General features: G+C 69.1%; 12 protein-coding genes. 2 read left to right on the top strand and 10 right to left on the bottom strand.

The window, feature by feature from the left end:
* Positions 1 to 30: 30 nt before the first annotated feature.
* A complete protein-coding gene (locus tag RMN86_RS13940; protein ID WP_309606459.1) occupies positions 31 to 669 on the top strand; it encodes a PEPxxWA-CTERM sorting domain-containing protein in 639 nt (212 codons plus the stop codon).
* Positions 670 to 813: 144 nt separating this feature from the next.
* Here RMN86_RS13940 and RMN86_RS13935 read toward each other — a convergent pair whose 3' ends face one another.
* Positions 814 to 1,311, bottom strand: a complete 498-nt coding sequence (locus tag RMN86_RS13935; protein ID WP_309606458.1) for a GAF domain-containing protein — start codon at positions 1,309 to 1,311, stop codon at positions 814 to 816.
* Between the two features lie 83 nt (positions 1,312 to 1,394).
* Here RMN86_RS13935 and RMN86_RS13930 point away from each other — a divergent pair, with 83 nt between their 5' ends.
* The gene (locus tag RMN86_RS13930) at positions 1,395 to 3,434 is read left to right on the top strand and encodes a S9 family peptidase (RefSeq protein ID WP_309606457.1); all 2,040 of its coding nucleotides are present in this window, start codon (positions 1,395 to 1,397) and stop codon (positions 3,432 to 3,434) included.
* Between the two features lie 40 nt (positions 3,435 to 3,474).
* Here the strand turns inward: RMN86_RS13930 and RMN86_RS13925 are convergent, their stop codons facing one another.
* The 9 genes from RMN86_RS13925 to RMN86_RS13885 all read right to left on the bottom strand — a co-directional run.
* On the bottom strand, positions 3,475 to 4,131 hold the full coding sequence (locus RMN86_RS13925; protein ID WP_309606456.1) for a PEPxxWA-CTERM sorting domain-containing protein: 657 nt from the start codon (positions 4,129 to 4,131) through the stop codon (positions 3,475 to 3,477).
* Positions 4,132 to 4,237: 106 nt separating this feature from the next.
* Positions 4,238 to 5,392 (bottom strand): rod shape-determining protein RodA, encoded by a 1,155-nt coding sequence (gene rodA / locus RMN86_RS13920; protein WP_309606455.1) that lies wholly within the window; start codon positions 5,390 to 5,392, stop codon positions 4,238 to 4,240.
* Complete coding sequence (gene mrdA, locus RMN86_RS13915; protein WP_309606454.1) at positions 5,389 to 7,347, bottom strand: penicillin-binding protein 2; 1,959 nt, start codon at positions 7,345 to 7,347, stop codon at positions 5,389 to 5,391. The genes rodA and mrdA overlap by 4 nt, the downstream gene beginning before the upstream one ends.
* 9 nt (positions 7,348 to 7,356) lie before the next feature.
* Positions 7,357 to 7,866, bottom strand: a complete 510-nt coding sequence (locus tag RMN86_RS13910; RefSeq protein WP_309606453.1) for a hypothetical protein — start codon at positions 7,864 to 7,866, stop codon at positions 7,357 to 7,359.
* The gene (mreC, locus tag RMN86_RS13905) at positions 7,863 to 8,870 is read right to left on the bottom strand and encodes a rod shape-determining protein MreC (RefSeq protein WP_309606452.1); all 1,008 of its coding nucleotides are present in this window, start codon (positions 8,868 to 8,870) and stop codon (positions 7,863 to 7,865) included. The genes RMN86_RS13910 and mreC overlap by 4 nt, the downstream gene beginning before the upstream one ends.
* 59 nt (positions 8,871 to 8,929) lie before the next feature.
* Positions 8,930 to 9,973: a rod shape-determining protein gene (locus RMN86_RS13900; RefSeq protein WP_309606451.1), complete on the bottom strand. Its 1,044-nt coding sequence runs from the start codon at positions 9,971 to 9,973 to the stop codon at positions 8,930 to 8,932.
* A gap of 213 nt (positions 9,974 to 10,186) precedes the next feature.
* Positions 10,187 to 11,005 carry a TOBE domain-containing protein gene (locus RMN86_RS13895; protein ID WP_309606450.1) on the bottom strand — a complete coding sequence of 273 codons (819 nt, stop codon included), beginning with the start codon at positions 11,003 to 11,005 and terminating at the stop codon, positions 10,187 to 10,189.
* Positions 11,006 to 11,050: 45 nt separating this feature from the next.
* Positions 11,051 to 11,932: a DMT family transporter gene (locus tag RMN86_RS13890; protein WP_309606449.1), complete on the bottom strand. Its 882-nt coding sequence runs from the start codon at positions 11,930 to 11,932 to the stop codon at positions 11,051 to 11,053.
* Between the two features lie 24 nt (positions 11,933 to 11,956).
* A partial coding sequence (locus RMN86_RS13885) for an alpha-isopropylmalate synthase regulatory domain-containing protein (protein ID WP_309606448.1) occupies positions 11,957 to 12,512 on the bottom strand: 556 nt, incomplete at its 5' end.

Here is a 12,512-nt window from a genome sequence, read left to right as displayed (position 1 = left end):
GGGGGGGGGTAGGTTTTAGCTTTTTCATGGGTGGGCTTTCTGGATCTGGGAGATTCCGCCGTGAAGAAGTTCTTACTGGCCGGAGCAACAAGCTTAGCCTTGGCCTTAACAGGTGCGGCGCACGCCAATGTAACGCCGACGTTGGTAAGTGTGACGCCCTCCGCCGGAAACTTTCTCTATACATACAAGTTTACGCTCGACAGCGACCAGGGTCTGGTCAGCGGCTCGAAGAGCGCGATCTTCGATTTCGCCGGATACATTCCCGGCAGCGTGACGTCGTCCGATCCGAATTTCGCGGCCGGCACGGAGCTGTTCACCGCCGGATTGCTCACCGACCCGGCGTTCACCGACGATCCGACGATTATCAACCTGATGCTCACCTGGATCGGGGCGCCTTATCGGATAAGCGGCGGACCCTTCCCGGAAACCGACTTCACGCTGACCGCGCTGTCGAAATTTCGGACCACGCGATTTGACGGCTACACCTCCCACGCCGTGAAGAACAACGGCCCGGCGGTCGGCAAAGATACGTTCAACGTCGGACCGATCGCCGTGCCGGTGGGCCCTGGAGTGCCGGAGCCCGCCAGCTGGGCGCTGATGATCCTGGGCTTCAGCGGGGTCGGGGCGCTGATCCGCAATCGTCGCCGTCTTGCGACGCTGGCGACCTAGACGTGATGGTTCTCCGATCCGGCACTGACCTTCAGGGCTAAGGGCCCCGGTGTTCCTGATAGGGTTCACCAGGGCTCTCCGGTCGCAGATCAAGCACGTACCCCTAGCCAAGGCGGGGAGCGCCTTGCTTGCGTTCCTGCCTATCTAATCCGCGAAGCTGTCCTGCAGGATCCGCTCCAGGCCCTCGCGGTCGGTCGCGTCGAAGGCGGCGGGGCGGTCGGAGTCCACGTCGAAGACGGCGATCAGGCGGCCCTCTGCGTCGACCACAGGCACGACGATCTCGCTGACCGAACGGCTGTCGCAGGCGATGTGGCCGGGGAAGGCTTCGACGTCCTCGACCACCTGGGTCTGGCGGCTGCGCGCGGCGGTCCCGCACACCCCCTGGCCAAACGCGATGCGCAGGCAGCCCAGCGTCCCCTGATAGGGGCCGACCACCAGTTCCTCGCGCTTGTCCGGATCGACCACATAGAAGCCGGTCCACAGATAGTGGTCGAAACTGGCGGCCAGCATCGCGGCCACGGTGGCCATCCGCGCGGTGAGGTTCGGCTCGCCCGCCAACACCGCGGCGATCTCTCGGCCCACCTCGGCATAGCGCGCGGCCTTGGCGGCGGGCAGGATCTTGTCGTTGAACGCTTCGGCCATGCGGGCGGTGTAGCCGCCCTGGCGGCGCTGGACAAACCCCCCGGCGCGGCCTTTCTAGGCGACATTCGTTTTGGGGAGCTTCCATGCGTCTTGCCTTGCTCGTCTGCGCGCTCGCCCTGGCCGGCGCGGCGCCCGCGTCGTCCCAGGTCGCCGAGGGACCCTCGAAGGTCTTCCAGGGCCGCGACATCTTCGGCCTGCGCACCGCGTCCGACCCGCAGGTGCGGCCCGATGGCGGGGCGATCGCCTATGTGCGGACCACCCAGGAGATCATGATCGACAACGGCCGGCCGTCGATCTGGCTGGTCGATGCGCAGACCGGCGCGCAGACGCCGCTGGTGGTCGACGAGGCCGCCAACGTCACGCCGCGCTGGTCGCCGGACGGGACCCGGCTGGCCTATGTGACCGCCGGCCCCGGGGGCGCGCAGCTCTACGTCCGCTGGATGGCCGCGGGGCGCTCGGCCCGGGTGACGACGCTGGAGCAGGCGCCCAACGACATCGCCTGGTCGCCGGACGGCAAGACGCTGGTGTTCATCATGCTGACGCTCGATGACGGCAAGCCGCTGGGCCAGCCCCTGGCCCGGCCCGAGGGCGCCAAGTGGGCCGCGCCGTTGAAAGTCATCGAACAGCTGACCTATCGCGCAGACGGCGCAGGCTACCTCAAGCCCGGCTACCGCCACCTGTTCGCGGTCTCGGCCGACGGCGGCGCGCCGCGCCAGCTGACCTTCGGCCGGTTCGATGACGCCGGCCCGATCAGCTTCACCCCGGACGGGAAGGCCGTGCTGTTCGCCACCAACCGCGCCGCCAACTGGGAGCGCGATCCGCAGGAGAGCGAGATCTACGCAGCCGCCCTGGCCGACGGCGCCCTGACCCGGTTGACCAGCCGCATCGGCCCCGACCAGGCGCCCGCCGTCTCCCCCGACGGCTCGAAGATCGCCTATGTCGGCTTCGACGACACGCGCCACCGCGGCTACGAAAACGTCCGCCTCTACGTCATGGACCGCGACGGCCGGAACAATCGCGCGATCACGGCCGGATTCGACAACAGCGTCGGCGCGCCCAGCTGGGCGGCGGACGGCAAGAGCCTCTACGCCCCCTACACCGAACGCGGCGTCGGCAAGGTCGCCCGTATCGGGCTGGACGGAAAGCTGGAGACGGTGGCCAGCGGCCTGGTCCCCGCCGACCTCGACCGGCCCTACACCGGCGGCGACTTTTCGGTCGGCAAGGGCGGCCTCGTGGCCTTCACCATCGGCGACGCCGCGTCGCCGGCCGACATCGCGGTCGCGCGCGGCGGCAGGACCCAGCGCCTGACCCACCTCAACGACGACCTCTTAGCCGGCAAGACCCTCGCCAGGGTCGAGGCGATGCCGGTGGTCTCGGCCTACGACAAGACGCCCATCGACGCCTGGATCGCCACACCGCCGGGCTTCGACCCGACGAAGAAATACCCGCTGATCCTGGAAATCCACGGCGGCCCGTTCGCGGCTTACGGCCCGGTGTTCTCCACCGACGTCCAGCAATATGCCGCCGCCGGCTATGTGGTGGTCTATGGCAATCCGCGCGGCTCGACGTCCTACGGCGAAGCCTTCGCCAATCAGATTGATCGAAATTATCCCAGCCACGACTACGACGACCTGATGAGCATGGTGGACACCGCCATCGCCAAGGGCTTCGTCGATCCGCGGCGTCTCTATGTGACCGGCGGGTCCGGCGGCGGGGCGCTGACCGCCTGGATCGTGGGCAAGACCGACCGCTTCAAGGCCGCGGCCACCCAGAAGCCGGTGATCAACTGGACCAGCGAGGTGCTGACCACCGACGGCTACAATTTCATGGCCGCCTACTGGTTCGGCAAGATGCCGTGGGAGGATCCGCAAGGCTATTGGGCGCGCTCGCCGCTGTCGCTGGTGGGCAATGTAAAGACCCCGACCCTCGTGGTGGTTGGCGAGGACGACCACCGCACCCCGCCCTCGGAGGCCGAACAGTATTTCGCCGCCCTGCAGCTGCGTGGCGTGCCCACGGCGCTGATCCGCGTGCCCGGCGCCTCGCACCACGGCCTGGCCGAGCGGCCCTCGCAATCGGCGGCCAAGGCCAGCGCGATCCTGGCCTGGTTCAATCGTTTCAAGTGACGCCGCCGGCTGACGCGCCGGCGGCGTTCACCAGGTTGTCTCAGGCCGCGGCGGTCGCCGGGCGGCGAGCGCGCAGGCCCGCGCCCACCAGCCCAAGGCCCATCACCAGCATCGCCCAGGTTGCCGGCTCCGGCACCCCGGCCGGGGTGCGCGTGATGTTGCGGAAGACGAAGCTCTCGTCGGTGTAGTTGTAATCCGAGCCGGGGAAGGCCAGGTCCTCGAAACCGACATAGACGCCAGGCGCCACGCCGCCGAGCGCGGGCGTGGCGGTGTAGGCGGTCGAATAGACGTGGTTGTGACCCCCGGCATAGCCGACGCTGTCATAGGCGAGGTTCATCGACGCCAGCGAAAAGGCGTCGAGCCCGCGCGACAGGTTGTGCAGCACGAAGATCAGGCTGTCACCGGCGGTGACCGGCCCGAAGTTGTAGGTGTCGCCCAGTACGGAGGTGTGGTTGTTCAGTCCGAACCCCCCCTGCGCCACGCCGTTCACCAGCACGCCGAGCTCGTTGGTGTAGCCGGCGCTGAAGCCCCCGACGATGGCGGCGGTGAGGTCGCCCGTGGTGGTCGCGGTAAACGCATAGGTCGTGGCGTTGTAGGCGCCGGCGGCCGGATAGGGAATGAGATCGGCGGCGCTCGCCGCGCCGGCGCTGAGCGCCAGAGCCATGGCGACGGAGGCCAACCGGGAAATCTTACGCATTCGAATGTCCTGACGATGAAGCCACTAAGGGCGCGCATCCGGCCCGAACGACGCCAACGGAGCAACCTCCCGGTTCCGGGAGGGTGCGCCGAGGTGGGAGCGGCGCCTACAGCAGCGAGCCCTTGCCGCTGGTGACTTCGGAATAGCGATGGACGCGGACGGCCATCACCAGGCCGAAGCCCACCATCACGGTCAGCATCACCGTCCCGCCGTAGGAGAGCAGCGGCATCGGCACCCCCACCACCGGCGCCAGGCCCATCACCATCGAGCCATTGATCAGCACATAGAGGGCGAAGGTGGCGGTCACCCCGGCCGCCGCCAGCCGGCCGAAATGGCTGTGGCTCAGATAGGCGGTCCGCAGCGCCATGAAGATCACCGCGGCGTAGAGCACTAGGATCGCGGCGCAGCCGACGAAGCCGAACTCCTCGGCCAGGGTGGCGAAGATGAAGTCGGTCTGTTTCTCGGGCAGGAAGTTCAGCTGGCTCTGCGAGCCCAGCCCATAGCCCTTGCCCAAGAGGCCGCCGGAGCCGATGGCGATGCTCGACTGCAGGGTGTGATAGCCGGCGCCGGACGGATCGGCCTCGGGATTGAGGAAGGTGGTGATCCGCTGCCGCTGGTAGTCGTGCATGGCGAAGAAATAGACCAGGGGCGCCATGACGGTCGCGCCGACGACGCCCGCGGCGATGACCCGCCAGGAGAGGCCGGCCAGCACCACCATCACCGCGCCGGTGAGCAGCATCAGGATGGCGGTGCCCAGGTCCGGCTCCTTGGCGACCAGCGCCACCGGGGCCACGATCAGGATCGCCGGGATCAGCAGCCACCAGGAGAGCTGGGCGCTCTTGCCGGACAGGCCGTGGTAGAAACGACCCAGCGCCAGCACCAGGCCGATCTTCATGATCTCCGACGGCTGGATGGTGACCGGTCCGGCCTGCAGCCACCGCTGCGCGCCCAGGGCGTGGTGCCCCACCAGATCGACGGCGATCAGCAGCAGGAAGCCCATCCCGTAGATCGGATAGGCCAGGGCGAACCAGACCCGCAGATCGATCAGGCTGAGCACGATCATGATCGCGAAGAACAGCGCGAACCGCATCAGGTGCGCCGCCGCCCACGGGGTCCAGGAGGACCCGGCGATGGAGAACAGCATCACCGCCCCCGCGCCGGCGATGAGGCACAGGGTCAGGCAGAAGATCCAGTCGATCTCCCCGATCTTGACGATCAGCCGGTCGCGCTCGCCGGGACGTGTCAGGGCCGAGACGGTCATTGGGCGGGAACCTGCTGGGCGGGGTCGGGCGTCGGCGGATCGACCACGTCGGGATCGCTGCTGACCGGCGGCGGTTCGGGGATCGGCAGCGGCTTTTCCACCCGGGCGCGGATTTCCGGGTCCTTCAGCAGGGCCACCCGCAGGATCTCGCGAGCCCGCGGCGCCGCGGCGCCCGCGCCGAATCCGCCATGCTCGACCAGCACGCTGACCGCATAGCGCGGGTCGTCATAGGGCGCGAACGCGATGAACCAAGCGTGGTCGCGGTATTTCCACTCCCCTTGCGTGCCATGGACCCCATGGCCCGTGGAATAGTTGAACGCCTGGGCGGTCCCGGACTTGCCGGCCATCTTGATGTCGCCCAGCCCCATGTCGCCGAGGCCGGCGGCGGTGCCGACCGTGGTCACCGCGGCCATCGCGGCGCGAACGAAGTCTATGTTCTGGCGGGCGAAGGGCAGATCGCCGAAGGCCGCGCCTGACGGCTGGGCGACCCCGCCAATGGAGCGGATCAACCGCGGGTGCAGCGCCTTGCGCCCGTTCGCCAGACGCGCGGCCTGCACGCACAGCTGCAGGGGATTGAGGTGGGTATAGCCCTGGCCGATGCCCATGCTGGGCGTCTCGCCGGGATGCCAGACCGGGTCCTTCTTGAACGCGCGGCGCTTGTAGGCGGTATCGGGCACCAGTCCCGGTTTCTGACCGGGGATGCCGATGTCGAAGATCTCGCCCAGCCCGAACTCGCGCGCCACCTTGGCGATCTTGTCGGGTCCCAGGGTCAGAGCGCACTGGTAGAAATAGATGTCGCAGGAATGGGCGATCCCGCCGGTCAGGTCCAGCGCCCCATGGGCCTTGTCGCAATGCCAGACCCTGCCGCCCCAGGCCCAGGCTCGGTTGCAGACATGCACGGTCCTGGGGTCGTAGCCGTTCTCCAGCGCCGCCAGCGCCACGATGGTCTTGAAGGTCGAGCCGGGCGGATAGGTGGCGGTCAGCGCCTTGTTGAACAACGGCTTGCGCTCGTACTGGGCCAGCGCCGCGTACTCCGCACCCGTCAACCCGCGAACGAAGCGGTTGGCGTCGAAGCTTGGGCCGGAGAACAGGCACAGGATGTCGCCGTTGCGACAGTCCATCATCACCGCGGCGCCGGACTGGTCGCCGAACACCTCCATGGCGCGGTTCTGGATGTCGGCGTCCAGCGTGAGCACGATCTCCTTGCCGGGGATCGCCTTGATGTCGCCGGCCGGGTCGGTGGAGACCTCGTGGCCACTGGCGTCGACCTCGACCTTCTGGGCGCCGGGCTTGCCGCGCAGGACCAGGTCGAAGGCCTGCTCGACGCCCTGCCGGCCGATCCGGAAGCCGGGGTTCAAGAGTATCGGATCGGCGTTGGGGCCGGTCGTCGTAAGGTCCGAGCGGTTGACCTTGGCCACATAGCCGATCACGTGGGCGAAGGCCCCGCCATAGGGATAGACCCGCACCTCGCCCATGTCGGCGGTGACGCCGGGCAGTTCCGGCGCGCGGATATTGATGGCGCTGAACTGCTCCCAGCTCATGTCCTCCATGATCTGCACGGGGGACTTGCGCGGCGCGTTGGATATCTCCCGCAGCAGGCGGGTCTGGCGGGCGTCGTCCAGCGGCACGAACTCGGCCAGGGTCTTCAGCGTCGACTGCGGATCGATCCCCTTGTCCTTGGCGACCATTAGCCGGAAGTTCGGGCGGTTGGAGGCCAGCACCACGCCGTTGCGATCGACGATCAGGCCGCGCGGGGGCGGCGTCATCTTGAAGTTGAACTGGTTGGAGGCCGACAGCTTTTCGTAGCGCTGCGTCTCGATCAGCTGCAGATGCGCCAGCCGTCCGCCCAGCGCCAGCACGCCGACGCCCACGAACCCGCCCAGCAGGAACGCGCGGCGGTGAAAAACCCCCTGCCGCTCGTTGACCTCGGCGAAGAAGATGGACGGCTCAGACATTTCCCGTCCCTACCGGAACCGCACGTCGGCGTCTTCGAAGAGCTCGATCAGCCGCTCGGCGAAGGGATAGAGCACGATTGTGGCCAGGAATTGCCAGGCCACCGGGACCAGGCCGGGCGCCGACTTGGAATCCAGCATGGCGAACAGATAGCCCGCCACCATGGCCGTGGCGGTGACCACCCCATACCAGCCCCACAGGATCGCCCGGTTCTGCCCGGCCACCATGCTGCGCCCGGCCAGCGCCGCGCCATAGGCGATCAGCAGGCAGAGCGCCCAAAGGCCCAGCGGCCCGCCCCAGTAGAGGTCGAGGAACAGGCCCATGGCCAGCACCCCGAAGGGCGCCAGCACCGAGGGGCGGATCACCGCCCAGGCGAAGACCGCGGCCATCGGAAAGATCGGCTCGGGAAGCTGCAGGCCGAACGCGCGAAGGGGCAGGCCGAACAGCAGCGTGGCGGCCACGGCCTGCAGCATCGGCACGCCCAGCCAGCGCCAGGGCTGAAGCGGTCGCGCGGCGCTCATCGCGGCGCCGCATCTGGCGCCGGCGCGATCTTGGCCGGTCCGGGGGCTGGCTTGACCGCCGGACCAGGCGCAGCGGCGCCCGGCGGGGTAGCGGCCAGGGCCTGGGCGCCCAGGGTCGGCGGCGGCGGCGGCATCAGGTTCAACTCCCGCTGGTTCAGCACCTGGGTGAAGTCCTCGAACAGCAGGATACGCACGAAGTCGATGGCCGCGCGGTCGGAGGCCAGCACCGCGCGCCAACGCCCGTCCAGGCCCTTCACGGCCGTCCCGACCGGCAGGCCGCGCGGCAACACCCCGCCATCGCCGGAGGTCAGCAGCCGGTCGCCTTCGCGGATCGGATCGCGGCCGCGCAGATAGTCGAGCCGGGGATTGGGTCCGCCATCCCCGGTCAGGATCGCGCGCGCGTTGGTGCGGTCGATCATCACCGGCGTGCGCGAAGCGATGTCGGTCAGCAGCAGCACCCGGCTGGCCCCTGTGGTCACGCCGATCACCCGGCCGACAAGCCCGTTCTCGCTCATCACCGGATTGCCGGGCTTGACCCCCTTTTCCTTGCCGGCGTTGGCCAGGCGGGTGTCGGCGAAGGGGCCTCGGCTGTCGCTGACGATGCGGGCGGCCACCATGGGGATCGGCGGGTCGGTCTTCAGCCCCAGGACCGTGCGGTAGCGCTCGTTCTCATCCTTCAGGGCGATGGCGACGTCGCGCCACTGGCGCATGTCCTTGAGCTGGCGCCGCAGGTCGTTGTTCTCCGCGACAGCGCCGAAATAGCCGCGCACCACGTCGACGCCATCGCCCAACCAGCGTCCCGGCGTCGCCAGCGCGTCGCCCACCGGCGCCAGCACCGTGTCGCTGGCGCGGCGCGTCGCGCCATAGGCTTCCGCCTTGAACGTCTCGCGACGGTCCGACACCAGTATGGCCGCGGCCGCGACGATGGCGACGATCAACGCGATCGCCGCCGCCCAGGTCAGCGGGACCTTCAGTTCACCGAGCGGATTGTCCCTGAAGGACACTTGGGCCTCGTTCCAGCGATGTCGCGACGGCCCCCACCGCGCGGCGACTCAAATCCCGCCTAGGCTAGCGTGGATTCCAGCACGCCCTTCATCCATTTCGGATGTTCGAGCACCTTGCCGCAGCCCAGCGCGACGCAGCTCAGCGGGTCGTCGGCCACGGTCACCGGCAGGCCGGTGTGGTCGCGGATCTCGGCGTCAAGACCGCGCAGCAGGGCCCCACCGCCGGTCAGCATGATGCCCTTGTCGGCGATGTCGGAGGCCAGCTCCGGCGGGGTGGCTTCCAGCGCCATCTTTACCGCATCGACGATCTGGCCGACCGGTTCGGAAAGCGCGTCCGACGCCTGCTTCTCGCTGATCCGCACTTCGCGCGGCACGCCCTGCATCAGGTCCCGACCCTTGACCTCGATGGACAGGCCCTCGCCGTCGGCCGGCGCGCGAGCCGTGCCGATCTCCTTCTTGATCCGCTCGGCGGTGGTCTCGCCGATCAGCAGGTTATGGTTGCGGCGCATGTAGGAAATGATCGCCTCGTCCATCTTGTCGCCTCCGACCCGGACCGAGCGCGAATAGACGATGCCCGACAAAGACAGCACGGCCACCTCGGTGGTGCCGCCGCCGATATCGACGACCATCGAGCCGGTGGGTTCGTGGATCGGCAGGCCCGCGCCGATCGCCGCGGCCATGGGCTCATCGATCAGGCCCACGCGCCGGCCGCCGGCGTTCAGGCAGCTGTCGTTGATCGCGCGCCGCTCCACGGCGGTCGCTCCGGACGGCACGCAGACGATGACCTTGGGATTCACAAAGCCCTTGCGGTTGTGAACCTTGCGGATGAAGTACTTGATCATCTCCTCGGCGACCTCGAAGTCGGCGATGACCCCATCGCGCATGGGCCGGATGGCTTCCATGTGGCCGGGGGTGCGGCCCAGCATCTGCTTGGCCTCTATGCCGACGGCGTGGACGATCTTGCGGCCGCCGACGTTGCGCAGCGCCACCACTGAAGGCTCATTCAGCACGATCCCCTTGCCCTTCATGTAGATCAGGGTGTTGGCGGTGCCGAGGTCGATGGCGATGTCGTTGGAGATGGCGCCGAAGAGCGAAGAGATCATGGAGGGCCCTGAAGACTGGGGGCTGGAAGAAGGGGCGGTCCCGCCGAAAAGGTCGAAACAGCCCCGCCTGCGCTGAAGCTCGCGACGCGTCGTTTCGAGTTACCGGGTGACTTGGGCATCCCTGCCCTGCCCTCCGGTCGAATTCAAGGCATAAAGAGCCGGGTGCGACGTCGCGGCGCCGGTGACCGTCGTCGGCCCGGCGACAACCCGCGCCTACTCCACCGCCAGGATGACGTGCGAGGCCTTGATCAGGGCCGTGACGGGCGCGCCCTCGGCGAGGGCCATTGCCTCGGCGCTGGCCCGCGTGACGGTGGCGGTCAGGGTCTTGCCCTCAGCGATGCGCAGCGTGATCTCGCTGGAGACGGCGCCGTCGTGTCGCGCGGCGACGACGCCGTCGACCTGGTTCCGGGCCGAGGTCACGATCCCGTCACCGCGGGCCAGAATCACGAAACTGGATTTGATCAGGGCGATGGCCGGGCGGCCGACCGACAGGCCCAGTGCGGCGACGCTGTCGCGGGTGACGATGGCGGTGATCCCGACGCCAGAGGCGACAGCCAGGCCGACCTCGGCGTTGACGGCGCCGTCGGTGACGCGGGTGACGGTTCCACGCAGGGCGTTGCGCGCGCTGGTCCGCAGGCCGAGGCTCCAGATCAGACCGCCGACCTCGCCCGGCGAATGGCGACCGTCGGCGGCGGCGCCCAGACCCCGCTCAAGGCGGCCCATGACCGCGCCCAGTTCCGCCTCGACGCGCTCGAAGGCGGCGATCACCGAGCGACCTGATGCGGTCAGCTGCGCCGCGCCGCCCTGGTGGCCACCGGCCTGAGCGGTGACCAGCGGGGTCTCGAAGAGGTTGTTCAGCGCCTGCACGGCGTCCCAGGCGGCCTTGTAGCTTAGGCCGACGTGCTGGGCCGCCGCGCGAATCGAGCCGAGTTCGCCCAGCGCCCGCAGCAGCGCGATCCGTTCGGCGCCGACGCGCGGCCCCTCGCCGCGGCGCAACGACAGGGCGGCATTGAGCAGATCGGAGGCGGCCATGGCCCGGTTTAGTCCGCTACGACGCCCCGCGGCAAACATGAACGCTCAGCCGAGGGCGGTCATCATCACGCCGGCCGCCGCCAGCGCGCCGCCCAGCATCTGGCGAACCGTCAGCCGTTCGCGAAACAGGCGCCGCCCGACCGCCGCGGCGAGGGGGCCCTCGATGACACCGACGGCGCGCACCTGGCCCGCGGGGGCAAGCGCCAGGGCGGAGAACCAGCAGGCCGAGGCCGCCGTGCCGAACACGCCCGCGCCCAGCGATGTCCGCCACGACGCGCCGACCGCACGCAGGGCGTCGGGCCGGATCACCCCCAGCAGCAGCACCATCACCAGCGACTGCAGCGCCTGGGCGACGCAGAGCGCGGCCATGGCGGAGTAGATCGGATGCGCCGGCTCAAGCGCCAGCCCCGCCTGGCGATAGCCGTTCAACGCCACGGCGAACGAGAGCCCCGAAGCCAGGCCATAGAGCGAGCCCGCAGCGACGCCGGCCGCGCGCGCCCGGGTGGGCCAGGACAGGGACAGCAGCGCCAGCGTCGTGATCGCAAGCCCCGCCCACTGGACGGCGCTCAGCCGATCGCCAAACGCGAAATAGCCGATCAGCGCGCCCAGCGGCAGCGAGGATTGCTGCATGAAGGTCGCCACCGCGAAGCCCGAGCTGCGCATGGCCATCAGCAGGGCCGCCGTCGCCGCGACCTGGCTGACCGCCCCGGCGGCGACCGCCACCAGGAATCGGGGGGAAAGGTGCGGGTCGGCCGCCGGCGTCGCCAGGGCCACGCCAGCGAAGATCAGCAGGGAGAACGGCAGGCCGAACAGGAAGCGGACCAGGGTCGCGCCCCAGGGACCCGCGTCACCCACCAGTCCCCGCTGCAGCACGTTGCGCGCCACCTGCAGCGGTGCGGCCGCGACCGTGAGGAAGATCCAGAGCATCGCACAAATTGAGGGTGTGGGCGGCTAAAACCCCGAGGCGATCGCCTTGGGCGCGGACTTTTCCTTGCGCGCCGTCAGGTTGTTGAGCGCGTTGACGTAGGCCTTGGCCGACGCCGTCAGCGTGTCGGTGTCGGCGGCCTGGCCGGTGGCGATCCGCCCGTCCTCTTCCAGCCGTACCGAGACCTGCGCCTGGGCGTCAGTTCCCTCGGTCACCGCATGCACCTGGAACAGCCGCAGGATGGCCTCGTGCGGGGCGACCTTGTGGATGGCGTTGAACACCGCGTCGACCGGGCCGTCGCCGGTGGCGTTGGCCGAGGTCTCCGCCCCGTCGATGGTGACGGTCAGGAAAGCCTCCTGCGGCCCCTCGGTGCCGGCGATCACCCGCAGGGTCTTCACCTGGATGCGGTCGGAGCCCGAGGCCAGGGCGTCGTCGACCAGGGCCACGATGTCGTCGTCGAATACGTGCTTCTTCTTGTCGGCCAGGTCCTTGAAGCGCTGGAACGCCTCATTGAGCGCGTTCTGACCCAGCTCGTAGCCGAGCGTCCGCAGCTTCTCGCGGAAGCCCGCGCGGCCGGCGTGC

Origin of the sequence: Phenylobacterium sp. (assembly GCF_031360265.1) — a bacterium.
Taxonomy (GTDB): Bacteria; Pseudomonadota; Alphaproteobacteria; order Caulobacterales; family Caulobacteraceae; genus Phenylobacterium.
Note: the sequence above shows the minus strand (reverse complement) of the source record. Positions and strands in the feature narration are given on the sequence as shown.